We start from the raw sequence: 26,303 nt of genomic DNA on the forward strand, positions 1-26,303 counted from the left end.
AGTCCTTCAATCGGGAATCACCGCGATGGCGCTGATCTCGATCAGGTAGTCGGGCTTGACCATCTTGGCCACCTCGACCATCGTCGATGCCGGCACCGGGGCTTCGAAGTACTCGCGCCGCACGCGATGAATGATGTCGAAGTGCTCGATGTTCCGAACGTAGACGTCGACCCGGCAGATGTCCTTGATCGCACCGCCCGCCGCCTCGCAGGCGGCCTTCAGGTTTTCGCACACCTGGCGCGTCTGCGCCTCGATGTCGCCGATGCCGGTGATCGTGCCGTCCGCGGCCCGCGCAGTCATGCCGGAGATGAAGAGCAGGCGGCCGCGCGCCTCGGCCATCGTGGCGTGCGAGAAGTGGCCGTTCGGTTGTGCCAGCTTGGGCGACGAGATTTGTTCTTTCATGAGGGTTCCTTTTTTATTCAATGGGTTGAAGCGGCAAGACGCTCGTTGCGGCCAGCCTGCTGTGCCAGTTGGTTGAGCTTGTCCACCAGCTGCGAAGGCAATGGGCATGCGGTCGAGCGCTGCTCGCGCCGCAGACGCTCGAGATCGCCGGGCGCAAAGAGCGTCTGGGTTCCGGCGGCCTTGGCCGAGTTCCGGATTTCGTCGGCAAGCTCGCTGACCGCTGGGCCGATGCCGACGCCGTGACCAACACGGCTTGCGTCGATGGCGATGAAGGCGTGCGAGCAGTCGTAGTGCTTGGCGGCATCGCCGTAGAGCGGCTGCACCGCCGAGCCGAAAGCGCCGCCGGACAGCGCGCCGCAGAGTAGATCGACGGCCACCGCAAGGCCGAAGCCCTTGGGCCCCGCTGCCGGCAGCAACATGCCCGAGATCGCTTCGGCGGCGGACGTGGTGGCATTGCCTTGCGCGTCGGTCGCCCAGCCTTCGGGAATGGCCTGGCCCTTTGCATCGGCCAGCCTGATCCGGCCCATGGCCGTGGCGCTCATGGCCATGTCGACCACGAGCGCATCGCCGCTGGCCGAAGGAAAGGCAATCGACATGGGGTTGTTGCCCACGACCCGCTGTGCCCCGCCGGGCGCAGGCATCAGAGGACGCGTGTTGGAGAACGCGAACCCGACCATGCCCTGCTGCGCAAATTGCTTCGACCAGAAGGCGGCCGTGCCGAAATGAAAGGCGTGGCGCACCGTCACCACGGCCACGCCATGCACGCGCGCGCGCTCGACGGCCACGTCCACGGCCAGCCTGGACGACACCTGCCCGAGCGCATGCGAAGCGGTCATGACGACCATGCCGCCGTGGTCTTCCACGATCTGCGGTACGGCGTCGGCCACCACGCCGCCCGCGCGCAGCCGCTCCACATAGAGCGGAAGAAGCGCGACGCCGTGCGAGCTGACACCTTCCACCTCGGCAGCGACCAGCGACTGCGCGGTGATTTCCGCACCGGGTGCGGGAACGCCATTGCCGACGAGGATCGCGTGCAGCAACGCAGTGACTTCCGCGACCGGCACCAGCACATCGGAAGATGGCGAGGCCGAAGTCGATGGATGGGTTGCGCTCAATGGGCGTCCCTCTCGTCGGTGTACCAATCCGGCTTCTGCGGGTAGTGAGGGCCGTCGTAGATCTCGACCACGATGGTTTCCTCGTGGGCCCATGTCGGCCCGTGCACGTTGCCCTTCGGGTTGCAATAGAACGAGCCACCGATCAGCACCACGCCAGTGGCCGTGTACTCGTATTTGCCCGAGAGGCAGTACATGGACTGGTTCGATGCGTGCGAGTGCGGCTGCGGAATGCCAGCGCCCTTTTCGAACTTGATGAGCGCCACGGATGCGCCCGTCTGCTCGTCGCGGAAGAGCATTTTCTCGTGGACGCCTTTGAGCGATTTTTCGCGCCAGGGCATGTTGGCTGTCTGAAGAAGGATCTCTTCGACCCCCTGCGGATGGGCAGATTTGACTTGCTCCGTCATGTTGTTCCTTTGAATTGATCCAGTCTCTAAAATATTAACTGAAATATCACAAGGTTGTCAAACGTGGTGCACCACCGATTAGGATGTGCACCAAAGAGAGCAGAAATTCATGGCCACAAAGTCAGCACCGCCCCACAGCCCACCCGCGCTGTCTCTCAGCGAGAGGGCCTATCAGGAACTCAAACACCGCATCCTCACGCTGCAGTTGCGCCCGGGTGCGTTTCTCAACGAACTGGCGCTTTCCGAGCTGCTGGGCATCGGGCGCATGCCGGTCCACCAGGCCGTCCACCGGCTGCAATCCGAAGGGCTCGTGGAAGTCATTCCGCGCAAGGGCCTGGTCATCCGCCCCGACTCGCTGAAGGACATGCTGTCCCTGCTGGAAGCACGGCTGGCAATGGAGCCCAACATCACCGCGCTGGCGGCGGAGCGCGCCACCAAGGAGCAGGTCGCGGCCCTGAAGAAGCTGGTGATGGAGTCCAAGAAGATCGTGAGCCAGAGCGAGCGCCTGAGCTTCATGAAGCTCGATCGCGCCTTCCACGGCCTGATCGCGGATGCGGCCGGCAACAAGATCCTTGCCGACGCACAGCGCCCGCTGCACGAGCGCTCCGAGCTGATCTGGCACCTGCGCGTCATGAAAGAAGACGGCCTGGTGATCAACCAGCACGAACACATGAACATCTTCTCGGCGATTGCCGAACACGACGGCAATGCAGCGCGCAAGGCGATGGAGGAGCACCTTCATTCGCTGCACAACCGCATTCTTGCGGGCACGATGGACACCTGAAGCCCGGCGCCGGTTGCGCGTCAGTCGAGGCGCGCTCCCGACACTCGGATCACCTCGCGCCACTTTCTCGCTTCCTGCCTGATGTAGTCGTCGAAAGCGGCCGCCCTGCCCGGCCGCAGTTCCACGCCAATGTCCGCGAAACGGCTTTGGACGGACGGCACGCGCAAGGTCTCGCCAATTGCTTCGCTCAACTTCTCGATCACATCGGGCGGCGTGCGCGCGGGCGCCACGATGCCGAACCACGGCGTTGCCACGAAACCCGGCACGCCGAACTCCGACACGGTGGGAATGGAAGGCGCAGCCGCCAGCCGCTGCGCTTCACCGACCGCGATGGCACGCAGCGCGCCGCTGCGCACCAGCGGCAGGCTCGACGCAGCGTTGTCGAACATCATCAGGACATGGCCTGCCATCAGGTCGTTCAGTGCGGGCGCACTGCCCTTGTACGGCACGTGCGTGGCCTGGAAGCCCGCCCTCGACTTCAGCAGTTCCATTGCCAGATGGCCCGACGACGCATTGCCCTGTGAAGCGAAGTTGGCCTTCGACGGATTCGCCTTGATGTACGCGAGCAGTTGCCGCAGGTCGTGCACAGGCACGGCCGCCGGAACAACCAGCAACAGCGGGGCAACCCCGACCAGCGAGACCGGCGCGAAGGCCGTCTCCGGATCGAAGGGCAATGAGGCATAGAGGCTTGCGTTCACCGCCAGCGGACCGGGGGCCGACATGAGCAAGGTGTAGCCGTCGGCCGGACTCTTGGCGACGAGGTCCGCAGCCAGATTGCCGTTGGCCCCGGGCCTGTTGTCGATGACCACCGGCTGCCCGAAGCGCTGCGACAGCCCCTGCCCGACGGCGCGCGCCAGAAGATCCGCCGTGCCTCCCGGCGGATACGCGACGACGAGGCGAATCGCTTTCGCCGGATAGTCCACCTGTTGGCCGGATGCAGGCACCGACAGTCCGAGAGCAAGCAGCGCTGACAGGAAAAAGCGAAGCATCGCAGCGCTTCCTTCAGTGCTTGACGAGGACCGGTGGCAGCCAGGGCGACAAGGCCCGCTCCACCAGCACCACCAGCACGTAGGCGATCACGCCCAGCAGGGACAACGCGAACAGCGCCGCGAATGCGAGCGCGGTGTTGATCTGCGACGTGGCACTCAGCAGCAGGAAGCCCAGGCCGTCGCTTGCACCGACGAACTCCCCGATCACCGCGCCGATGACCGCGAGCGTGACCGCCACCTTGGCCCCCGTGATGACGAACGGCAGCGCCGCGGGGAACTGGACCATCGAGAACACCTGCCAGCGCGACGACCGCAAGCTGCGCGACAACTCGAGCAGTTCGCGTGGGGTCGACTGCAATCCAGCCGCCGTGTCGACCACGATCGGAAAGAAGGCCACCAGCCAGGCGATCGCCAGCTTGGACTCGATGCCCGTGCCGAGCCAGACGAGCAGGATGGGCGCCAGCGCCACCTTGGGCACCGACTGCAAGGCCACCAGCAAGGGATAGAACATCATGTTCATCCAGCGCGACGTGGACACGGCCACGGCAATGGGAATGCCCAGGACCAATGCCAATACGAAGCCGTACATCGTGGCCTTGAAGGTGACCCACCCTTCCAGCAGCAGCGTGTCCCAGTGCTGCGCAATGGCCAGGAGCACCGCCCACGGCGTGGGCAGCACCGCTGCCGGCAGCTTCAGGAAGGTACACAGCAATTGCCAGACGGCGATGACCAGTAAGGCGCCCAAGGCTGGATAAGCGAATCGCTCGAAGGAAGAACGGTTCATGCTGCCACCTCCGCTTCCGCGTTCGAAACGCTCACCATGCCCAGCGCCTCGCTGGCCACGCGCTCCGCGTTCGAGAACTCCGGAGAGAACCGCGTCATCTGCGTGCGCGGATAAGGCAGCGAGACAGGAATCTCGCGGATCACGCGCGCAGGTCGCCGGCTGAACACGAGCACCTTGTCGGCCAGATAGACCGCCTCGGCGATCGAATGCGTCACGAACAGCACAGCGGCGCCAGTCTCCTTGCGGACCTTCAACAGCAGGTCGTTCATCTCGAGCCTGGTGAATTCATCGAGCGCTCCGAAGGGCTCGTCCATCAGCAGCAGCTTGGGGGCGTGGATCAGCGCGCGGCACAACGAAACCCGCTGCTGCATGCCGCCCGAAAGCTGGTGAGGCCGCGCCGTCTCGAAATCTCCGAGCCCGACCAGGCCCAGCAGCTCCGAGGCCCTGGTGCGCGCGGCGCTGTCATTGCGCCGCAGCACGTCCATCGGGAAGAGCACGTTGTCCATCACGCTGCGCCAGGGCATCAGGCTCGGCGCCTGAAAGACGAAGCCGTAGTCCCCGTAGGGCCCATCGACATCGTTCCCACCGATCTGCACCGTGCCGGAGGTTCGCGGCACCAACCCCGCCACGATTCGCAGCAGCGTGGTCTTTCCACAGCCGCTGGGGCCCAGCAGCGACACGAACTCTCCCGCCTCGAAGTCGAAGCTCGCGTCGTCCAAAGCGACCAATTCTTCCCGAGCGCCCTTGCCAAGCTCACTGCGCGCGAAAACCTTCCTCGCCGCCCGGACCATTCCATATGCCATCGCAAATTCCTTATGTAGTCAAACCTAGTACGCAGCAATATCATGTGATATATTACAAACCAAGTCAACACAGGAGATCCCGATGAAGTTCGCCAAGCAACTGATCGCGGCAGCCATGGCGGCATGCACTTTGTGTGCCCCGATGGCCCAGGCCCAGACCCAGGAAAAAGAGGTTCGGTTCGCCCTGGACTTCATACCCCTCGGACGACACGCCCCTTGGTATGTCGCCCTGTCGAAGGGCTACTTCAAGCAGGAGAACCTCAACGTCACCATTCTTCCGACCAAGGGCACCGCCGATGCGGTGCGCTACGTGGAGTCGGGTCTGGCGGAGTTCGGCTTCATCGACGTTCCGAGCCTGGTGGCGAGCGGCAGCGCGGGCAAGTCCACCAAGATCGTGGCGAGCGTCTACCAGAAAGCTCCCTACTGCGTGTTCAGCCTGAACCCCGGCGCGAACGTGTCGTCGCCCAAGGACATGGTCGGACTGGAACTCGGGTCGAGCAGCGCGTCCTTCATGCCGCGCATCTTCGCGGCCTTCATGCGCATGAACGGCCTGGACGCCTCGACACTGAAGATCGTCAACATCGATGGCGCCGCCCGCGTGCCGATGCTGATCGCGCGCAAGGTCCCGGCCATCGACCAGTTCATCATGGGTGAGCCGTCCATCCGCCGCGCGACAGGCGATGCGCAGCCCAAGTGCCTGCTCCTGAGCGACTACGGGCTGGACATCTACGCCAACAGCATTGGCGTGAAGGACGAGTTCCTGAAGAACAATCCGGAAGCGGTTCGCGGCTTCGTGCGCGCGGCGTTCCGTGGATGGAAGGACGCGCTGGCCAACCCCGACGAAGCCGCCCGAATCCAGACCCAGTACATGAAGGCGCTCGACCCGAAGATCATTGCCGAAGAGCTGCGCATTCTTCAGCGGATCACGGTCACGCCCGAAGTCACGGCCAACGGCTTCGGCACAGTCAACCCCGAAAAGATGGCGCGCACCGTTCAGTTCATCAACGACAACGTCGACGTGGCGGGTACGAAGCTCAACGCGAAAGACATCTACGTCGAGGGCTTCCTGCCCTCCCCGCCCATCAAGCCCTGAAGCACGTGCAAAGAATCAAGAATATGGCGCACAGGCCCGCCCAATGACGCACCGAGACATGCAAGACCCCAATCCACATCAACTGCCCGTGGCCATCGTCGGCGCCGGCCCCATCGGGCTCACCACCGCACTGGGACTGGCCTACTACGGCATTCCTTCAGTCGTCTACGAAGACGACCTTCATCTCTCGTCGGACACCAAGGCCGGCACGCTCCTGAGCCGCACGCTCGAGATCTTCCGGCGCTACGGCGTGGCGGACGACGTGCTGGCGCAGGCGCTGCGGGTCGACGAGATCGGAGAGATCGACAAGCGGACGCAGAAGTCGACCTTCCCGGTGCTTCTGGACGCCCTGTCGCAGGAGACCCGCTACCCCTTCGTGATCAACCTGCCGCAGCAGGACCTCGAGCCGATTCTCGGCAGAGCGCTGGAGCGCACCGGACTCATCCAGCTCAAGATGGGGCACAGGCTTCTGAGCTACGAGGACCAGGACAACGGCGCTGTGCTCAAGGTGCAGACCGCGAACGGCGTCATCGAGGAACGGGCCGCCTTCCTGCTCGCCTGCGACGGCGGACGCAGCACGGTGCGCGAGCAAATGGGCATCGTGGTCGAGGGAAGCTCGCTGCCCGTCAAATATGCGCTGGTCGATCTGCTCGTCGACCTCGACCTGGAAAATCCGCGCGACTATCCGTACCTCGCCTACTTCGCCGATCCGGTCGAGTGGATGGTGCTGGTGCGCCATCCGCACTGCTGGCGCTTTCTCTATCCGATGGCCGAAGGCGCCGAAGATCCGACCGAGGAAGAGCTGCGCGACAAGTCGCTGTCGTTCATCGGCGAGGTCGCCAACGTCAAGGTGCTCAACAAGGTGACGTACCGCGTACACCACCGGGTGGCCACCGAGTGGCATCGCGGGCGCGTGTTCCTCATGGGCGACGCGGCGCACCTGATCACGCCGATGTGGGCCCTGGGCCTCAATACCGGCGCCCTCGATGCGTCGAATCTTCCATGGCGCCTCTCGTGGCTCCTGCGTGGCTGGGCCACCGAAAAGATCCTGGACGGCTACGAGCGCGAGCAACGCCCCCTGGCCATCCATGGCTCCGGCGAGATGGCGGAGGCGGCGCGCCTTTCGATGTCCAAGCGGGGCGATGTCGTGACGGCCATGTCGGACAACAACTGGAGCAACGCCTACACGCGCACCATGCTTGGCGTGAAGCTGGATGTGAACGGCATCGACGAGTGGTCGATGGTGACGCGCAGCACATGCCCCGCGGTGACGGCGGGCGATCGCCTGCCGGACTACCTGGTCCATGCGCCAAACGGGCGCCAGGTGCGCATACACGATCAGTGCGCCGGCCAGTTCACCGCACTCTATTTCAGCGATGCACGCCGTCGGCCCGAAGTGCCGGTCAACGATTCACCGGCACTGCGGCACTACGTGGTGTCTCGCTACGACGCCCCGCACGACTCCGGACTGCGCGACCGCAGCCTGCTCGATCCGGGCAACGCGTTTTTCAAGCGCCTCGGCATCCCTGCCGATACGCTGGTGCTGGTGCGGCCCGACGAGCACATCGCGGCCATCGTGCCCATGCGGGGGGGCGATGGCATTGACGCCCGGCATCTGTACGAGCAGATCACCGGCCTCCCACCCTTTGTCCAGAAGTGAACGCCATGAACGTCAGCTACGATTTTTCGGGAAGGACAGTGATCGTCGCAGGTGCCGCATCCGGCATCGGCCGCGCCACGGCCCTGGCCTGCCTGGCAGCCAACGCACACGTGATGGCGGTCGACATCGATGCCGAGGGACTGCGCTCGCTGGAAGGCGGACGCTGCATCACCCGGGTGACGGATATCGCCGACGCACGCGCGGTGCAACAGGCGGTCGAAGACCTGTGCGCACAGCACGGCCGCATCGACGCCGCCGTGCTGACCAGCGCCATCCAGCGACGCACGCCGATCGACGAGCTGTCCGACGCCGAGTGGCAGCGGCATCTCGACGTCAACCTCTCGGGTGTCTTCTATTTCCTGCGCGCGTTGTTCCCGGTCATGAAGGCGCAACGCTCGGGCTCCATCGTGGCCTTTACATCGGGCCTGGCCAGCAACGGATGGCCGGGCGCGGCTGCGTATGCCGCAACCAAGGCGGGCATCGTGGGCCTGGTCAAATCCGCCGCGCATGAGCTGCGGTCTCATGGCGTGCGCATCAATGCGGTGTCGCCCGGTTTGGTGGCCACGCCCGTCTTCCTGCAATCCGCAAGCACCGAGGAACTGGCGATGTACGAGCGGTCGCTGGGCGTGTCGTCGCCCGAAGAAGTCGTGCCCACGCTGCTTCACCTGATCTCCGATGGCGCGGCGACGATTTCGGGCAATGTGATTGAACGCCGGCTCATACCGCGGGCAGCTTGAGATCGAGTGTCGGGCGCGGCTCGCTCTGGCTGGAGGCGCGTGACGCTTTTCGTCTCAGGGCTGGTTTAGCTTGAGCAATGCCTTCCAGGCAGCCGATGACCCGTCGCGCGATGGCGCTCGCGCCGTCAACAACGCTTGCGCCGATGCGTGAGGCGGGTAGTTGCTTCGCAGTGTCGGGTCGGCACCGGCGGCAACCAGCAGCCGCGCGATCTTCAGGTTCCCGCGCTCCACGGCGCGCATCAATGCGCTGCCCATCCAGAACCCTGATGGTGGCAGAGCCCTCTCGGTGAAAAGGATTGGCGCATGCGGCAACGTGGCGACGGGAGGCGTGGCCTGTGGTGCCGTTTGCGAACTTGATCCCGCGACGGTTGGGGCTCCATCGCAAGGAGACGGCAACACATGGACGAGACGAGGAAGCCCCGACGATGTGTGCGGCTGCGGCGACAAGTAGCTGCGCAGCGGCGCAGGGGTCTGGTAGTTCACGTCGATGCCCAACGCCAGCAAGGCGCGTACGGCCTCGGTGTTGTCGGCATTCACCGCGGAGGCCAACGGCGTCATGCGCCCGCAGGCGGTGGACTCGAAGGCACGATAGGCGGCCAGGGCTTGTGCAGGCTTCCGCTGCAGAAGCAGCATGTAGATCCGCGCCTCGGCCGAAGCGTCCGGGTCAAGAGAGGGCCAGGACGACTGGCCCAGTGCCTGGTGCAGCAGGCGTGCCGCTTGCAGGTGACCATCGGCTGCCGCAGCGCGCAGGGCGCTCTCGGTGGCGGGCAATCCCCGCGCAAGAAGAAGGCGAACGATCCTGGCATCGCCGTGCCCGGCCGCCGCGTCCAGCGCGTTGTGCCCATCCGAATTGGTGCCACGCACCGCGTCCGGGGCCATGACCGCCAGGAGCTGCCGAGCACTTTCCAAGCTGCCGCTGCCGGCTACGCTCTCCAGTGCCGAGACGCCATGCGCATCCCGCACGTCAGGATTGGCACCGGCAGCCAACAGCATTCGCACACGGGCCGGGTCGTGCGCATGCTCGATCAGTGGCGGGTGCGTAGTCACAGCATCGGGGTTGGCACCACCGGCCAGCAGCGCCTGGATGGCCCAGGTCGTGCGCGCGAAGAACAATGGAAGTCCACCGTTGCGATCAGGCGTGTCGGGGTTCGCGCCGGCCTCCAACAGCAGCGTCAGAGTCTGGCGATAGTCGATGGCATGCGTGTCGCTGACACCATCAGTGTCGGCGAATTTGGCCGCACGAAACAGCGCCGTCTCGCCGTCGTGCTCGTTGCGGTAATGGACGTCGGCATGTTGCCGCAGCAGGAACTTCACCATCTGCGCGTTGCCCTGCTGGGCAGCCTTCATGAGCGGGGAGTCGCCGAGATTGAAGCCGTAGCCCTGCACATCGTTGACGCTGAAGCCCCGCGCGAGAAAGGCCTCGACTTCGCGGATGCGGCCGCGTTCCACGGCATCGAAGAACGGTATCTGCGCCTGCACGGATTTCGTGTCGTGCACGGGCCCTGCCTCGGCCGAGTGCACGGACGCGCTGATCATGAGGCCGACCACGAGAGTGATCTGCCGGATCGTGCCGTTCAGAGTCATGCGGGAGATGTTCCAGGGCGGCTTGTGCATTCGGCGAATGGGTCGTGCTTTTCGATGAAGCAACGATCATTCTGAGGCAATGCTCGCTGACTCACGCACAAGCTGGAGGCTGGCATCGGGGAACGTGGAGAAGAGTGCAAACCTCTTGGTTTGTCAAAACACCCGCTCATTTGTCACGCACAAAGAAAAACGGCCTACGCCTTGTGAGCGTAAGCCGTTGTTCTATCTACTGATTTTGGTGTGAAACCGATCTAAAGATTGGCTGCACCCCGCATGAATGCTGGCTTTGACCAATTCGGAAAAACTTTCGTACCCCCTTTTGTACCCCCACCGTACTTTGTGTGGTTTATGCACCTCATGATGGACTTGGACACCGAGGACATGGTGGACAGTTCATATGTGAAGCGACTCCCCAACGAGAACGCGACGATGTTGATTCCATCCAGAAGTGCCCCGCTGAGCCCGACAAACCAACAGTTTCAAAGACTGGAGCTTCGGCATGTAGTTTGCAGCTTCCTGCTTACTCCTCCCCCGCATTCGATAATGACCGAACCTGCGCCGCATCGAGCACCGACAGGATCAAAGCAGCCTCGTCCAGGGCCATAGACCGCAGTTGGTTGAGCGCGCTCGTCCCTGCTGGCTTCCACAAGCGCCCAAACCATCCGCCCGCCTCGTCCGACGTCGAGATCTCTTCCAACCGCACCACCACATCACTCTCCTGAAGGAATGTTGGAATGCGGTCCAGCGACACCCTGAGCGATATTGACTCCACAACCAACGGCAGGGGCAAGGCCGCGAGGCCACCCGAGATAGATATCAGCGCTCTCGTAGCAATACCCTTACCGCCGATTCCCGATAGTCTGCGTTGCACCACATCAATAAGTGGCCTGGCATAGACATCCATCGGTGAGAGATTTGCATCCACGATGGCAAACGAGTCGGGCGCATCGGCCAGGACATTTCTGACTATGCTGTCGTCAGTAACTCCGATTCCACACTCCAAGACCTTGCTGGTGCCCGTGCCCTCGCCCAACCACAACTCGGCAGCGATTCGCGAGGCAAGTCCCTCGATGATCAGGATGAGGCCACACTCGTGCGCTAGTTTCCCCACAGCCTCAATCCCTTTGGCGCATTTCGGCGTCACGCCGAGAGCGCGGAGCGTCTCGATCACGGGAGCGGAACCGCCGTTCACCGCCCGCGGAGCAATAGCTGCCTCCGTAGCACCGGCCCGCATCAGCGGAGTAGGCACGTCCGCTATCGTCGCCGCGATCGGTCTTTCCACCAATTCATCAATTAGCGCCTTAAACACCGCTACTTGGCCGAGCGTTCCCAAGGCATCGCCACGGGCCTTGTCGAACGCGCCGCGAATTGCCTTTGTAACTGCCGGCGCGATGGCTTTCTGCTCCTTTTCCGCTCGTCGTTGCTGTTCAACCAATTCGGCGTGTTGGCGCTGCAACTGCTCCACACTCTTGTGCAGTTGCTCCTTCTTTACAACCAGCGCCTCGACCCGGTCCGTCACCAGTTCGTCGACCCGTGCCTCAATCTTAGGATTGCGCATCACCTCGTCGAGCAGGACGGTCATCGCTCCCTCATGCTCTTCGATCGCGCCAAGTTCCGCCCGCAGCCGGGCCGATCGAGCGGTATTCAGCCGAGCCTCGCCTGAAGCGAGCAGTTCCTGAAGCTTCCGGATTTGCGCGCTCGTAGGCTTGTCTTTCTGACTTGCAAGCAGCTTCTTTAGGCTCGACCCTAGCGCTTCGCATTCATAGATCTCCGATGGGGGCAGCGGACCTGGAACCAGCATTCGCCCTTCAAATCGAAACGCCGACAGCCCGCGCCAAGACGGCAGGCCGGCCTCGAAGCTTTCATCTCGTCCTAAGTCCTTCCCCGACGGGCACCCGACAATCAACTCGTCGCGCAGCATGAAGAGCGATGTCTTGGCGAGAGCCGGACCACCTACCTCTACCTGATGCTTGATGTACCCCCGCACCGAGTCGTACTCGGTCGAGGCAAACGGAACGTGGCGCACTTCATAGACAGGCGTTTTGTCTGAGGCGATGTGAAAGTTAGTTTGATAGCCGGCGCTAGAGCCTTTGTTTTGAGCGACCCGCCAAATTCCAATCTCCCCGCGCTTCGGTTGCTTGGGTGCATCCCGACCAGTTGAGAAGGCGATCAGGTCGCCCGAATAGTGGAAGAGTTTCTCGCGATCGGCGCTTCTGGACAGCGATGTCCACGGCCCGCTCGCAGAGCGAATGGCAAACGGCTGCACAAAAACTGCTGTCTCCGGAAAATCCCTCGTACAGACGGCAATGACCTCGTCTCGGTCAAAGTCGAAATTCACGGCCCCATTCGGGTCCGAAAAACGCTGGATCTGAAGCCCGCGCGGAGCGCTACTAGAGAGAGAGCGCGCGACCGCGCTCCTACTGGCGTAGTCCGCCAGATGCGAATGCATCTCCGGCAGATCCTCCAGCGCCTCAAGTGCAATCTCTACGTCGTCGTCCTGACCACTGCGCACGGCGTACAGACCGGCCACAAACGATGCGACCGTCGGTGGCAACGACGAGAGATGCTCGTCCGGATCTCGGCCCTCGGTCAGCGCCACCAGCGCGGCCCCCAACTTAGCAGGGGCCCACTCTGCGCCAGTTCCATTTATCGGTGGAATTGCCGTCTCCTTCACCTCTGACTCTTCTGCAAGATTCCCTGTTTGCTGGGGCCTGAGAAAGGACAACAGCTCAGGCGCCGGATCAGCTTCGAACAAGTGCACGAGGCAGGAGCGGGCCAATCTCTTGGCCTCGTCGTCCGGGGGACTTTCCCCCACGTCCTCGTACATGCGCAGCGTACCCACAAGTTCTGTCACTGTCTCCGGATCGAGCATCGTCAAGTTCTCGGCGAACCACTTCTGCAAGACGCGATCTGTGGTCGCTGGCAAGCCATGTGTCAACATGCGCACGCGGGCAGGCTTGCCGTGTGGAAGGTTCTGTACTTTTGCGCGCTTCTGAATGAGTTGGATGCGGCTGTCAGCGAAGAACCGTCGCAGTTCATCGTCATCCGTACCCCACTCCAGTAGCTGGGCAAAACGCTTCTTGTCGATCCCGGCGTATGCCATCTGCTAAGCCCTCCGCTCTCGTTCTTGATCTTTTGCCGCCTGGATATAGGGCATCAGCGAACTCGTCATGATGGGCCCCAGCCGATACAAGTTTGCGCGACAAGGGTCCGAGAAGTAACGCCGGATGCACTCCAGTCCTTCTCTACCGAATCTTTTCGCCACTAGGCCCTCCACCCAAAGCCTCGTTGCAGCGGGCAGCTTCGTCTTCGCGAGGCCCTGTATTTGGCGGTCTCCCATCTCCGGTGAAACGACGGCGGCACGTCGCAGTTCGCCGAAGCTTCCCGCATACAACAATTTTGCGGCACCACGTGCCGCGGAGAGAAGCGAGCCCTCCTGCCGCCAATCATCATTCAGCCGCGAGACATACGCGGCGATTCGTGCGCTACCGCACTCGACGTTGACCTCTCTACATAGCAAGTCGGCTGGCGCAACAGGTACATCAGCAAATAGATCCCATACCGCATCGCCAGCCATTGCAACCAAGCCGGCCGGCCTGAACAACTCGCAGGGTTCCACTCGGAAGACAACTTGCTCACTGCCGTCTATCGATACAGTGCAGTCCTGACCACCAGCGGGCAGTCCCTTGAGTTGGACCCACTCATCGGCCACTTCGGCCACCACACTCGACGCCGAGCCAGCAGGCGTATGGACGGTAACCTTTCCAGTTGCACTTCTACGCAGAAGTATCGCCTCCGGCGACTCGGGATACACATATGTCCCGTCAAGCTCGATGTGATGGGGCGAAGGTTGCACCACGAAGAGCCGGGGACGCCCGCTACGAATGCTTCGTCCGAGGAACTCCGCAATTTGGGCGGGCAACAACGGTCTTGAGGCAGCGAGAGCCAGTGGCAGCGCCATTTCATAGCTGTGCCACCCACCGAATTTCTGTCCCGGCTTCCAGTCGAGCACTGCGCCAAGCTCATTCGGCGGTGCGACCACGCCTCTTGCCAGCAGCCGATAGCGCGCGCCCCATTCCAAGGGCTCATCGCCGAAAACATATCGCCCTCCTTTCTCTCCGGCATAGAAGAGATTGCGATCAGCGGCAAATGCACCCAATTGTTCAGAAAGATGGGCGGCGAGCGACAGTAAATCACCGGAACCGATACTGGTGGCCAGCGGAAATTGTGGTGCAAGCGGAACAAGGCGTGCGGTATGAAGATCGGCGACTTGGTACGCGCGATGCCCCAGCCCTGACTGAATCACAACACTACCTGTCGCCGCACTTCCGAGTTCAGTGGAGGGTATGCGCAACCACAGCGCCAGCGAGTCAAGTTCCGGCTGATAGTCCAAGAACAGGCCGCAACTCAACGACTCCCGCTTGAGGCGGCTCACGGGTGCAGCGACAGTTGTTCGCAACACCGACACGGCGACAGCCGCGGGCGGCGGAAAGTAGTTGTCGCAGTCCGGCTTTGCCCGATGACTGAAATGCGCGAAGTGCGGCCTGCGCTCCCCGCCGGCGCGCCGACGTACCGGCTCCCCGCATGATGGGCAAACCAACCCGAACGCCGATATACCGCCTTTCCAGGCAGGCACATCGTTTCCTAGGTGATCTCGTGCCCAGTCCACTACCCGGTCCGATTCACCCGCGCCACCGCCATGTGCGTGTCGGTACCGTCCAGTTCACGCAAGAACCGCTCGCTGCGCCACAGCCGGAACTCTGGCATCCGCTCCGCCCGAGGAACGACCCACCGAGTCATAGCTGCCTGCCCCATCTGATGCACCGTTGGCAGTTGGCCATACCGAACGCGCTTGTGCTCTCCCCGAAGGAACTGAAGAGCATTGTCGGCAAGCGAGCAGAAAAAGATCTCGCGCGTCAACCCATGTCGCGCCATATCAGGATCAAGCCCCAGCAGGCCAAGCGCCTTCCGGATCAGGCGCAGTCGATAGTTTGGTCCTTGCCCGTAGTTGTGCGAATCAGCATAAGGATCCTTCCTTGCCCTCAGATAGCCACGCAGGTCATCGAACAATTCGTCTGAAATATGAAAGTGGCCCCAGCCAGATGTCGAGCCGATCGAATCAAATATCGATTGACCATCAATTCGCAGGCGGTTGTACAGCGATGACCGGCCGAGCGCGGATGTCGTGGTAACAGCGACAAGCCGCGCGTGCTTGCTCTGCCCAGATATCACCCCGACGGAATCGTGGTACTTTTCTTTGAAAGTATCGACGACCTCCTGGGTACGTATAAGCGACGCGATGAGCTTGCCGCCCAGCAGCATGTTGTACGGAGGCACGGCGCCTAGAGCGTACGCATCCATCAGATTCACGAGCGAATCCACTCGCCTATGATGGTCCCAACCGATGAACTCGTCGCGAGCGCGAAGATTGAAAACCGCATCGCCTAGCGCGAACAGGCCGATCAGCTTGTTATGGTGGTCATCCCAGACCAGAAACCGCAAGCGACGGCCGTACCCTTCGGAGATGGGAATCCTCCAGTAGTAGCTGGCGAGGCGAAAGAGGTTCGACTGCCAAGTACCGGACCGCACAACCTCGATGCGCGGCCTGATCCGCGCAACGTCGAGATCGGTGCCTGATGCGAAGTGTTGGATCAGTTGACCCGCGCGGTCCGCTATCCAGGTCCGGTTGGCGTCAAGGCGCGAGTCACGCTGATGCGCGTGCATGTCGCGATAGCTCTGCTTGTCGAGGCTGGGCGGCAGTAACGTACCGTCCGGAGCCTTCAGGAACCCAAGCCGCTTGAAATGTGCTCGGACCTTCCGCTTCAGGCGAGCCTCATCGCCAGGAAGTGCAATGACCAGGCCGCCGCTCATGCGACCACACCAAATGCGCCCGGCAGATCGCGTGACAGTTCAAACGGCGAGAAGGCAAATCGGTCGGAAGCCGGGACGTAACCATAGTGCTCGGGGCTCACGAGTGATGGATACGAGAACAACTCGACCCGCCGCCCCTCGTTGACAACCGTGTAAGGCACATCAGGCGAACTTGTCATGCTCCATCCCGCCAGCTCCATCATGTTGCGAAGCGATTCCAGCGCGCCGCGCTGTTCATCCGCCGAAGGCCTGTCCGGCAAAGCGCCGTCTCGGATGAAGCGCAGAAGGTCCAACGCCAAGTGTCGATCCAGTATGGAGTGGTGGAAGCGATTTCCATAGTGACGCAGGCATTTGTCGCAAGAAGACGAGCATGCGCATCGACTTAGCAGGGTCTCGGCGCGCGTCATCACGCCCGAAAAAAGTTCCCCGGCCTGTGTGGCATAACCCGCGCCGCCCGACAGCGTGTCGTAAACGAAGATGTCTGCGAGGTGATCATCCCCCAGACGGATGAATCGAAAACCGGCGTTGATCTCACGAATGTCGATGTCGAGTTCCTGACTGATACCAAGTACAAATGCCTCCGCGAGGGACTGCATCGCATCCGCAATCGGCTGACGCTCGGTAGGTCGAACGGGATCGAAGCGCAGGGGACGCGCCAGCGGAAGGCGAACAACGAGCACATCCGAGGCGAAGCAGTATCCAAGGTACACCTGCTCGAACTGTCCGGTGCAGCGTGCCGGAGAACGCGCAGGGAGGAAGTAGTCCCGTTCATGCGGTCCTACACGCTGAGGATCGGATGCGGCCTTGCCGCATCGATTGCAGACAAGGAAGCCGGGGTACTGGCCGTTGTCCTCTTCACCCTTGTTCACCATGACCAGTTGCTGGTTCCGCGCGAAGCCAATATCGCTATGAATGCCGAGCTTGCGCAGTTCGAACACCTGATTGCCCGCGGGCAGGGAAAGCTGTGCACTGGTTGCGCTTGTGAAGACCTGCTCGTCGTCGAACTCGTCGACCTCTCTTCGTCCTTCCGGATAGACGACCTGCGGCTCGATCACCGACGCCGCCTGCAATACTGCCGTGCGGCACAGCGGGCACGGCTCGCCTTCTGGTGCTGCGGATCGAAATCCGGAAGTGAACTGACAGTCGGGACAATGCACATAAAAGCGCCGCTCGGCAAACAATCGTTCGGCCCTATCGACAACGGCGCTCGATCCATTCGCGGCGACTGTCCCAACGCGATATGTCTTCTTGTCAACGACAACGAAGCGACCCGGCGCGTACTCGGACAGCGCCACATTCAAACCCTGCTGTGGCCGTTGCACAACTTTGGGCTGTGTGAAATTGCCCCGCCGTTCTAGTCCCTCGATTTGCAACGCACACAGATCGCGTGGAAATGCATACGAAGGAAGGAAGCCCTGGGCGAACAGGAACTCGATTAGTTTCTCCTCAGCCGGGTCCAACTCATGCACATCCGCGGGCCTCACCTCTTCCAGCCATCGCACGAAGTCCGTCGCGACATCTGCCGGAGATGTCTTGAACGAATCCGGAAGCCATTGGTGCATCGCCGTGAGGCATTCCTTCGCAGCAGGCGCGTTTGCGATCCACTCCGCGAATGCGACCAGACTGAATGGTCCATTGCCGGTGTAGAAGTTAATCGTTTCGCCCAAGACGGAAAACACATCCCCGCTCGCCGAACCGAACGGCTGCGCGTGGAAGTACGCCTGGATCAGTTGCGCGCGTACATGCCGCTCAATGAGCTTCGGATTTTCCGTGTCCACGCCGGGCAATGTCGGCTCACCGGAGATGATCGGCTCGGGATTTTCGAAGTAGTGATTGTCGTGTGGGCTGTTCTGGGCATAGGTGACCACGGTGGACACGGCGGAGCCCCTCCGCCCGGCACGACCGGCGCGCTGCTGATAGTTCTGCCTAAGAGGCGGCACATTTCGCAGCCCCACAGCGACCAGCGAGCCGATATCGATACCGACCTCCATCGTCGTCGTGCTGCTAAGCACGTCGATCGACGTATCGGTTGGGCTCACCAGGATGTCGCGAAACCGGCGTTCGAATTCTTCAATGGTCGTAGTGGAGTCGTCCACATCCCGGTAGGAAAGCTGAGCCGTGTGCTCCTCTACCGAGAGATTGAACGGTGTAGTTCTGCCCTGCAGAATGTCATTTACCGGGTCTCGAAAGAATGCCTTTCTTGCTCGCAGGTACTGCGTCGCGCCAGGTCGAACGGCGCTGATCCCGTCGGCCAGACAGTTGGGGCAGTGACCCCACCACTCAATGGGTGAGACGGTCGCACACTGGCCGCATTGATACCAGTCACGCTGTTCCGAGGCTAGTTCCAGCGCGATGCGCCCTGGCACTATGAAGAAGCCCGAGCTTCCAGGACGAGCTTGGCACAAAGCTTCCGTCAATGCGCCAAATATTCGATCCAAGTCCGGCATGCGTTCGCGAAGGAACGCCTGCTGCGGAGCGGAGAATCCGCCATTCCTGTCCAGTCCGCCCCCGAGAGGGTAGCCCGCCGCCTGCGATCGAACTCCTTGCGGCAAGTCCGCATCCACGGCGAACTCGCTGGCGAAACTCTGAATCCATGCCGTCCAGACTCGCTGCAACTGGACCTCTTCAATCCCCGGAAGCGACGCGATAATTTGCCGACGCGCCCGTGCGACCGGAACAATATGGGAGAGCGTCAGCGCGCTCACCGAATAAAACGCTGACCCAAGGTGTCGAAGCAACAGTGAACTGAACCGAGGGGGCTTTGCGGAAGGCGGCTCGTCTAGCGCCTCTTTCAAATGCCCTTGATAGTACCGGCGGTGATCCAACACATCGCGCTGCAATTGCTCGCGGTCGCTGCCGTCGAACAGAAACAGCGAGTTCTTCGCTAGCACGTGCAGCAGTGCGACGTACATCGGCATGCCCAACGTTGCCTCGCGTCCGATGCCTCGCAGTTCCAGCGCGGCTAGAAGAAGTAGCTGGCGGAAGACATCGTTCTCGATTTCTCGCGGAATGTCTCTTGCCAGTCGCGCCGCCTTCTGTCTGCCATCTGAAAACAGAAGCGACTTGCGACCACCGTTTGGCGAGCTATCAGACTTCTCCTGCGTAATCGGCTGTAGTTCGACCTGCGTTCGAATCAATTGGGCAAATGGTGCTTCGCCCTTGGTGGCCAAATCCATGATCTTGGTCGAGCCTGCGCGCCACCGACGTGTGCACACCGGGCACTCTCGGTCGAAAGACAGCACCCGTTGTCCGGAGACGGGAACAAGCCCATCGGGACGAAGCAGCGCGAGGTATTGGCCCAGTTCGGCCTCGCTAGGTGGAACCTGAACCAGTCTACCGGTAGCCTTGTGAAGCCACACCTGCGTGCCTTCCATGCGCCCGTGTGCGCCACGTGCGCGACGATCGACTTCCACCAGAAAGTGGGCTTCCACCAGGCCGCCTGCACCCCATAGACCGTTCGAGGGTTCATGCCATAGGAACGTACCAATCTGATCCTGCACATACCCCCTTATGAACGCCGCCCCGCAATCGCGATGCGTCAGTACTTCGTACACCCGTGAACCGCACGCGCACCGCAGGATCGGCGCGGAATAAGTTTTCCCCAGGATCGCCATCTCCAGCGTGGCTCTACCCGTACAAGCTGAATCCGCGCACGCGAAGATGCCCGCAAGGCCGCGAAAAAAAAGGTGCGAGCGCACGGGTGCAAACACCCGCCCGCTGTCCTTCTCTTTGGCGAACGACATCAGCGCCAACATTGCCTCCATCGCCTCTGGTGCCTTGTTGGAACCGGGGAAGGCCAGTGCCGCAACGGCCCGCAGTTGCCGGGGCTGGGCCGTCACCAAGTTCGCGATCAACGCGGCCGGCCCGAACGACTCCAACCATTCATAAATAATTTGTCGAAGCCCCGCCTGGTCGCCCTGACCGGCCGGCGTCGTCTCTCCCAACGCCCCCAACAACGCGCGGAACCCCTCGCCCGCTATTACCGGGTTCGCAACAGAGTTGTGCAGCGCGGTGATGTCATACGCCGCGAGCGCAGCAGCTTCGCTGGTCGTAGCTGAGCGCTCTCCCTTTTTCGTCAGTTGCTCGCCCTTGATGAGTTTGAACTCGCGGCCTTGCGATCCAAGTCCGCTCAAATCAGCCGCAAACGACTTCATTCGAGCAACCGCCTCCGCCGACTTGCCGAGGCTCGCGCTGGTCAGGATGTACTTGACGCGCTCTCGCGGAACACCAAGGCGAGCGTGCAGCCTTCGTAAGAGATATGCGACCTCAGCTCCCCCGGAGCCGCGATACATGTGCGCCTCGTCGAGCACCACGGTAAAGACGTTCAATTTGTCGGCGGCCAGCCATGCCGCCGTTTGCTCGAAGATGCTTCGCTCAATCGGTCGCAGAAGCATGTACTCCAGCATCGAGTAGTTCGTGATCAGCAGGTCCGGGCAGCGTGTCTGCATTTCACTGCGCGAAAGCATTTCCGAATCATTGGGACCTGTCACGAACGAAGACGTTGCATATTCATCCAAGTCCTTCGCCGGCCACTTTCCTTCCCGGTCCAGGCGGCGCCGCGCTTCCTCTGGAAGGTCGAGGTAAGCGCGTTGAACGAGCGGGCGCAGTCGCGATTGATCTCGTGCTCTGCTCGGGACTCCCGCGTACGGCGTCCGGCTTGTGTACATGCCGAAGGTGGCCCGGCCTGGCCGCGCGCCTCGAATATGCTCGGCAACGTCATCCTGACCCAGGAGGCGCCGGAGCCGTGAGAGCTGATCATTGACCAGCGCGTTCATCGGATAGAGCAGCAGCGCACGGCATCCGGGCCTTAACCAGGAGTTCGATCGCTCCGCTGACTCCACGGCCAATGATCCGAGAATTGGCATAAGAAAGCATTCCGTCTTCCCGGAGCCGGTGCCGGTAGCGACAATGACCTCCTCTCCGCGCCCCAGGAATGCCTCAAGGGAATCTGCCTGATGTTTGTAGGGGCGATCGGGAATGCCGGTGCTACGCCATCTCGCGGCGAGTTCGAGAACTGCCTTTGCCGCCGCAGGAATCTGCATCTGCGCGTAGTTGGGACCAGCGACGTAGAAAGGCGTCGCCTCGATGCGCGGCTCCTGAAACGTGACACCCTCCGTCTCAAGGAGCCCATTGCGTCCTTCGATCAGGCCTTCATTCCAAATGTGGTATTGCGCCTCCAGGTACCGATGGAACGTGCCCTTCATTCCATCGAAGACGGCGCGAGCAGAGTAGGTTTTGGGTTCACTCATGGTGGGCAGTCTCGCATTCGAGTTCTTGAAGTGAAGCTTGCAGTGCAGGCAGAGCCTCGGGGGTTCGGCACGTCCACGTGCGACCGAACGATCGCGTGTCGGCATCGCACAGAGCGATGAGCAAACGCCGCATTGCCGTGGGTGCGCCGAGTGGCAGCGAAATGGAAACTGCGTCCTGCGACGTCTCTATCTTGATAGTCAAAGCCCGGTTCTGCAGTGCAGCAAGGCCGAATTGCATTCGGATTGGTTCTCGGACCGGGGGGCCTTCGAGGAACGCCGACCGGACCTGGTGCCGTCCCAGGAAGTACCGGTAGCGCGTCGCGCCAGTTCTCGCCCGGAATAGTCCCACTCCATGCCAGTTGCATGCGACGCCATCACCGAGTCGGACCCACGCCGGCTCCTGGAAACGTCCCATCGCACCTTTGCCGGTTCTTGTGCCGAACGCCTCTACGCCCTCGTCCACAACAGACGCCGCAAACTGTTGCATCGCAAGCTCAATGGCGGTTCGTGCCCAGGCACTCGCATTGTGTCCGTCGTGACCGCGCCAGGCCTCTGCCGACTGTCTTGGCAGATTACCGATCTCATCGGCGTCCGCCACCCTGGCGGCGCCGGCCCGGCGCACGCTGCTAAAGTAACGGCGCAACTCTGCCGTCGGATTGACCCCGACGAGAAGGCAGTGGCCACCCCCTAGATCGACCACGCGCGTGGGGGCTGGAATCCAATACCCGTTGTCCAGCGGTTCCGCTTCCCTTAGAAACTTCAGTGTTCCCAGCGCGTCCGCCATTGTCGCCGCGATGCCCGCGCGATCGAACTTGTCCTGGAGCCGTGTGACATGTACTTCGCGGGCCGTGTTAGTGGCGACGAAGCTCATGGAGCATAGGGTCCCTCTTGCAAATTCAAGTGGATCGATGAGCGGCGTCATAGAGTGGCTCGATAGGTAACCAACGATTTGAAGGCCTGCATCAAGCCCTGACGTAGCAGTACCTTGAGGTAATGCCCCATCTCAACCATTGGACTGAGCCTCGCCCGCAGGTCCAGATGGGTCGTTGATCATGCGACGCTGCTCACGGGCCAATCCTCCGGCACCAGTTTCAAACCATCCCGCCAGCGCTCACGCAACGCGGCTTGAAAACGCACGTCGTCACTGAAATCAGGGTGATCGGTGATGATGACCTGAAACTTCCCCTGGAGGCTCTCGACGACATCGAAGATCAGTCCGAACAGACCTTTCACAGCCTTTCGATCAGAATCGAGCTTCTCCTGCGACACGCCATCGCGCGGCACGGCGTCGGGTGAGAAGTGCGCCTGTGACAGTTGGTCCAGCAACAGGAATGACGGGACCGGTCGCTGCCTGTTCGCGAACCAGGTATGCAGCGCCAGGTGCGCAACGATGTGATAACCGACGTGATTCTCGCCACTACCGATCTCGGACATCGGAACGAATCTCTCGGGCGTGTCGGCGACGATGGTCAGTGCCCGCGGATCCAGCCGGAGCGGGCTGTCGGAATACTCTAGGCCGATCCGCTGCGCATAGTCAGACAGATAGCGATTCACGTTCGACAGGCACGACTCCAGCTTCTGCTGAATCACATCGGCACTGACGGCTTGATCGAGTTGCTTCTCTTGCGCCTTCAGTTCGTCAAGTCGACGTTGCTGCGCAGTAAGGTCCGGCATCTGCGGGATATTCTCGACATACAGGCTGATACGCCCCAAGACCATCGCACGTCGCGCCTCGATGTCGGTCGCGAGTTGCAGGCGTTGACTCGACCGCTTGACCGCTGTCAGCAGTTCCCGGTTGCCATCCATCCGTCGGCGGACATCGATCAGCTTTGCCTCGACCTCCTGGATGGCCGATTCGATGCGAGGGGTTGCTGAGTCCATCGCGCCGCTGCGCTCGCCGATGTACTCCTGTGCAGCACGCAGATCTCCAATCGATGGCGCACTCGATTCTTCGGGCAAACCCTGCAGACACAACGGGCACGCATGCCCATCCACGCCGTGCTCGAACACCGAAACGGCGTGCAGCCGGGCCGCATGCTCTCCGGCCTCCAAAGAAAACCCTTTGGAACTACCCTCGAACGCGCGAGCTCTATCCAGCGTAGATGTCAAACCGCGCTGCTCCTGAACCAGGACATTCCGTTCGGCGGACAGCCGGCGAAATTCAACGTCGTCGGCCCCCTCCGTAAGCGCGCTTGGAACCGGGGAGCTTTGAAGCACACGCATGGCCTCGATCTTCTCTTGCCACGACGCACCGTCATCAAGCGACGTCAGGCCTGCCGCCTTGGCCTCGGCCAGCAGCGTGTCAGCGCGCGTTACGCCCTCGCCGCGAATCGCCGAGGCCTCGGCCAGTCGCCTTTCGATCTGGCGCACTTCGGCGCGAACCTTCTTCAACTCCTGCTGTTTGGCGACATAGTCGTCGGTCACCGCACCCAAAAAGTACGGCAGTGTGTCCTTGATTGCCAGCGCAACGAACCGATCGCTCGAGCCATGAAACAGGTGGCGTCGCTGCGCAATCTCGTTCTGCGACTGCAGGCAGAACGTCAACGCATGGCTGATGGTCGCTGCCAATGCCGCTCTTGTCTGTCCCGCCGGCGGCTCGTGCAGATAATCCGACATTCCGACCCAGGAAGCGAGCAAGGATCGCAATCCCTCTCTGTTCGTCGTCTGGCGAAGCTCTCCCGCGGCCGGAATGGGCACCTCGATATCCGTCTTGACGTAGACCGATTCGCTGGACTTGGCATCGCCGACAGGGACTTGCCGAGCGACAAACGCTTGTCCTCGCTGCGTTTGAAGCAACAAGCCGAACCAAGACACGTTGCGCCGAACCTTCCCCTCGGGAACGTCGCATTCCGACGCGCCGAAGCAATATTCGATGATGCCGAGAATGGCGGACTTGCCTGTGCGCGAGTCGCCTGAAATGATGTTAACGCGCCCCGGCTCAAGCGGGACGTTTCTCGAACGCCCATCGTGGCTGAACGCGACGATGGCCCTGATTTGAATCATGCTTGTATTCCCAACATCGCCATCACCGTCGATGGCGTTCCTCCTTTGTGCAGCCAGCGTCCCACGAAGTGGGCCTGGTTGACACAATCCCTGACGTCGGCGCTTGATTGTTTTAAGTAGCCGTTCATTTTTTTGCTCGCACCCTGCTCGCTTGTGACATAGCGGCCGCGCATCGTCAGGGCGCCATGCTGTGCACCGAACAGCAATGCCTCGCGCACGTAAGGTCTGAGTACGACGACGCCCTTGGCCACCGCAGAACGCTCCAGTGGATGGTCCTGAACCCAGGTGGCGAGCGAGGTTCGCACAGTACTTGGCAACTGCCGTCGGGTCTGTCCGCGCAAAACGAAGCTTGCGCCGACGAACGCTAGCTCGATGGGCAGCGCGGCCGTCGCGTCGTTCGCCGCAGCGGCTTCGGCTTGATATCCCTTAGCCGAATGCCACAGCACCACCGCGCAAAACGCAGGATTCAGCAGGTTGCGCTGCTCGATGGTCCTGGCATGCCATTCGGTCATGGCGCAGCTCCGTCAGCGGGCGCATCGAAGATCGCTTGCATGCGGGCCTCGAAGTCGGGATGCCAGCCCAACCGCCGATCTTCGGCGAGCATGTGGAACGAACCTCGGCAGACCCAAGGAACGTTGAGACCGGATCGGATCGGGAGCGGCGCGTCTTCTGCCCATTTGAGAATGGCACGTCCCGCCTTCGCCATCTCATCGTCTCCCGAATCCTCGCCCAACTCATCGCAGACCTGGTCGCGCAGCAAAGCCCATTCCGAAAGCAGACGTTGGTCATACTGGCGCAGATCGGCATCGAACAGGAGATCGTCCCGCGTCCAAGCTGAACGCTGACGAAAGGCCTGAAGGTAGCTGGTGATCGCATTTCGGATTCGACGCGGGCCGGCACCAACCATCTCGACCTGCCGATAGAACGGCCTGTTGGCGAACTCCGGCAACTGTTCGAGCGCCACCATCAACGCGTCGATCTCACCATCGATCGGCAACGTGTCGCGCTTCAGCGACTCCTGAATATCTGAGATCTGGGCATCGATTTCCGCCCGAGGAATGCCGGCGCCGCCATGGACAAGTTCGTGGATCACTCGCTTGAACCACCAGCCCTCGACCATCTGAACCGAAAGCTCCTGATGGTGGAGAGAGACGTGATAAAGCTCGGCCTGCAACTGCGCGTTGATTGCGTCTGCATCGGGCTGGCCGGATATCACGTAGATGCAGCGCAACAACTGCTCGCGATCTGCCTCGTCTAATGCCAAGAACGCGTCGAATGCATCTTTCAAGTCCGCGTTCGTCGACGTCGCCGCGGCATGCTTCAGTCTTGTGGATGCTGCCTTGACATCTCTCCCCTCCCCCTCCTGGCCAAGTGCCGCACATGCAGTACCGGTCGAAGTCGTTGAGGTGGAGATCAGGAACTTCGCTGCCGTGATTGGCACTTCGCCACTCGACCGACCGACCATCCAAATCCGCAGCGTCTTCCACAAGTCAGGACTGAGATCACCCAAACCGGAAGAGGTATGGATCGAGTGCTTGGTCTGTAGCACGGCGATCGGATCGCCGTTGGCTTCAAAACTCACGTCATCAAGTGTTTCCACGCTGACCGAAAAATCCCCGACTCGGCTCTGTCGAATGGCCCACAGCAACGCCACCCGCACTTGGTAGAGATACCCGAGCATCGAGGCACCGGCATTGAATGTCGAGACGGCATCGGCCAACTTCAGTCCCCCTTTTGTTTTCTCTGCTCTATTTATCCGGCCGAGTCTCGACCGCCTGTCCGACGGGCTCGATATCAACCGACGCGCATCCTTGAGAACCAAGAG

The 26,303-nt window shown here is 61.7% G+C and carries 19 protein-coding genes and 1 pseudogene; 4 read left to right on the forward strand and 16 right to left on the reverse strand.

Going from position 1 to position 26,303, the window contains the following annotated elements; translation table 11 throughout:
* Positions 1–6 precede the first annotated feature (6 nt).
* The 3 genes from ACSFB7_RS03850 to ACSFB7_RS03860 are packed head-to-tail and all read right to left on the reverse strand — an operon-like array spanning position 7 to position 1,921.
* Positions 7–402, reverse strand: coding sequence for a RidA family protein (locus ACSFB7_RS03850; protein WP_435467219.1), 396 nt, complete (start codon positions 400–402; stop codon positions 7–9).
* Between the two features lie 17 nt (positions 403–419).
* The gene (locus ACSFB7_RS03855) at positions 420–1,517 is read right to left on the reverse strand and encodes an Ldh family oxidoreductase (RefSeq protein ID WP_435467221.1); all 1,098 of its coding nucleotides are present in this window, start codon (positions 1,515–1,517) and stop codon (positions 420–422) included.
* Positions 1,514–1,921, reverse strand: coding sequence for a cupin domain-containing protein (locus ACSFB7_RS03860; RefSeq protein ID WP_435467223.1), 408 nt, complete (start codon positions 1,919–1,921; stop codon positions 1,514–1,516). Before ACSFB7_RS03860 ends, ACSFB7_RS03855 begins: the two co-directional genes overlap by 4 nt.
* A gap of 109 nt (positions 1,922–2,030) precedes the next feature.
* Here ACSFB7_RS03860 and ACSFB7_RS03865 point away from each other — a divergent pair, with 109 nt between their 5' ends.
* Entirely contained in the window at positions 2,031–2,705 is a 675-nt protein-coding gene (locus tag ACSFB7_RS03865; RefSeq protein ID WP_435467225.1) for a GntR family transcriptional regulator, read from the forward strand.
* A 20-nt stretch (positions 2,706–2,725) separates the two neighbouring features.
* Here the strand turns inward: ACSFB7_RS03865 and ACSFB7_RS03870 are convergent, their stop codons facing one another.
* Genes ACSFB7_RS03870 through ACSFB7_RS03880 form a run of 3 tightly spaced genes read right to left on the reverse strand, consistent with a single transcriptional unit; the run spans position 2,726 to position 5,197 of the window.
* Positions 2,726–3,694, reverse strand: coding sequence for a Bug family tripartite tricarboxylate transporter substrate binding protein (locus ACSFB7_RS03870; RefSeq protein ID WP_435467227.1), 969 nt, complete (start codon positions 3,692–3,694; stop codon positions 2,726–2,728).
* A gap of 13 nt (positions 3,695–3,707) precedes the next feature.
* Positions 3,708–4,478: an ABC transporter permease gene (locus ACSFB7_RS03875; protein WP_435467229.1), complete on the reverse strand. Its 771-nt coding sequence runs from the start codon at positions 4,476–4,478 to the stop codon at positions 3,708–3,710.
* On the reverse strand, positions 4,475–5,197 hold the full coding sequence (locus ACSFB7_RS03880; RefSeq protein ID WP_435467231.1) for an ABC transporter ATP-binding protein: 723 nt from the start codon (positions 5,195–5,197) through the stop codon (positions 4,475–4,477). Before ACSFB7_RS03880 ends, ACSFB7_RS03875 begins: the two co-directional genes overlap by 4 nt.
* Before the next feature lie 166 nt (positions 5,198–5,363).
* On the opposite strand from ACSFB7_RS03880, the gene ACSFB7_RS03885 reads away from it, so the two are divergent.
* The 3 genes from ACSFB7_RS03885 to ACSFB7_RS03895 are packed head-to-tail and all read left to right on the forward strand — an operon-like array spanning position 5,364 to position 8,771.
* Positions 5,364–6,374 carry an ABC transporter substrate-binding protein gene (locus tag ACSFB7_RS03885; RefSeq protein ID WP_435467233.1) on the forward strand — a complete coding sequence of 337 codons (1,011 nt, stop codon included), beginning with the start codon at positions 5,364–5,366 and terminating at the stop codon, positions 6,372–6,374.
* A 43-nt stretch (positions 6,375–6,417) separates the two neighbouring features.
* Positions 6,418–8,034, forward strand: a complete 1,617-nt coding sequence (locus tag ACSFB7_RS03890) for an FAD-dependent monooxygenase (protein WP_435467235.1) — start codon at positions 6,418–6,420, stop codon at positions 8,032–8,034.
* Between the two features lie 5 nt (positions 8,035–8,039).
* Complete coding sequence (locus ACSFB7_RS03895; RefSeq protein WP_435467237.1) at positions 8,040–8,771, forward strand: SDR family NAD(P)-dependent oxidoreductase; 732 nt, start codon at positions 8,040–8,042, stop codon at positions 8,769–8,771.
* A 54-nt stretch (positions 8,772–8,825) separates the two neighbouring features.
* Here ACSFB7_RS03895 and ACSFB7_RS03900 read toward each other — a convergent pair whose 3' ends face one another.
* The 10 genes and pseudogenes from ACSFB7_RS03900 to ACSFB7_RS03940 all read right to left on the reverse strand — a co-directional run bounded on the left by ACSFB7_RS03900 (position 8,826) and on the right by ACSFB7_RS03940 (position 26,198).
* Complete coding sequence (locus tag ACSFB7_RS03900) at positions 8,826–10,355, reverse strand: ankyrin repeat domain-containing protein (protein ID WP_435467239.1); 1,530 nt, start codon at positions 10,353–10,355, stop codon at positions 8,826–8,828.
* A 520-nt stretch (positions 10,356–10,875) separates the two neighbouring features.
* Positions 10,876–13,458 (reverse strand): hypothetical protein, encoded by a 2,583-nt coding sequence (locus tag ACSFB7_RS03905; protein WP_435467241.1) that lies wholly within the window; start codon positions 13,456–13,458, stop codon positions 10,876–10,878.
* Positions 13,459–13,461: 3 nt separating this feature from the next.
* On the reverse strand, positions 13,462–14,790 hold the full coding sequence (locus ACSFB7_RS03910) for a hypothetical protein (RefSeq protein ID WP_435467243.1): 1,329 nt from the start codon (positions 14,788–14,790) through the stop codon (positions 13,462–13,464).
* 93 nt (positions 14,791–14,883) lie between these two features.
* A pseudogene (locus ACSFB7_RS37795) lies at positions 14,884–15,024 on the reverse strand (competence protein CoiA family protein); the annotation flags it as partial.
* Complete coding sequence (locus tag ACSFB7_RS03915; RefSeq protein ID WP_435467245.1) at positions 15,024–16,226, reverse strand: Druantia anti-phage system protein DruA; 1,203 nt, start codon at positions 16,224–16,226, stop codon at positions 15,024–15,026. The pseudogene ACSFB7_RS37795 and the gene ACSFB7_RS03915, both read right to left, overlap by 1 nt.
* Positions 16,223–21,475, reverse strand: coding sequence for a DEAD/DEAH box helicase (locus ACSFB7_RS03920; protein ID WP_435467247.1), 5,253 nt, complete (start codon positions 21,473–21,475; stop codon positions 16,223–16,225). The genes ACSFB7_RS03915 and ACSFB7_RS03920 overlap by 4 nt, the downstream gene beginning before the upstream one ends.
* Positions 21,468–22,397 (reverse strand): hypothetical protein, encoded by a 930-nt coding sequence (locus tag ACSFB7_RS03925; RefSeq protein WP_435467249.1) that lies wholly within the window; start codon positions 22,395–22,397, stop codon positions 21,468–21,470. Before ACSFB7_RS03925 ends, ACSFB7_RS03920 begins: the two co-directional genes overlap by 8 nt.
* Before the next feature lie 128 nt (positions 22,398–22,525).
* Positions 22,526–24,478 carry a DUF3732 domain-containing protein gene (locus ACSFB7_RS03930; protein ID WP_435467251.1) on the reverse strand — a complete coding sequence of 651 codons (1,953 nt, stop codon included), beginning with the start codon at positions 24,476–24,478 and terminating at the stop codon, positions 22,526–22,528.
* A complete protein-coding gene (locus tag ACSFB7_RS03935; RefSeq protein ID WP_435467253.1) occupies positions 24,475–24,990 on the reverse strand; it encodes a three component ABC system middle component in 516 nt (171 codons plus the stop codon). The genes ACSFB7_RS03930 and ACSFB7_RS03935 overlap by 4 nt, the downstream gene beginning before the upstream one ends.
* The gene (locus tag ACSFB7_RS03940; protein ID WP_435467255.1) at positions 24,987–26,198 is read right to left on the reverse strand and encodes an ABC-three component system protein; all 1,212 of its coding nucleotides are present in this window, start codon (positions 26,196–26,198) and stop codon (positions 24,987–24,989) included. Before ACSFB7_RS03940 ends, ACSFB7_RS03935 begins: the two co-directional genes overlap by 4 nt.
* Between the last annotated feature and the right edge of the window lie 105 nt (positions 26,199–26,303).

Source organism: Variovorax raffinosi, assembly GCF_051216615.1.
Lineage (GTDB): Bacteria > Pseudomonadota > Gammaproteobacteria > Burkholderiales > Burkholderiaceae_C > Variovorax.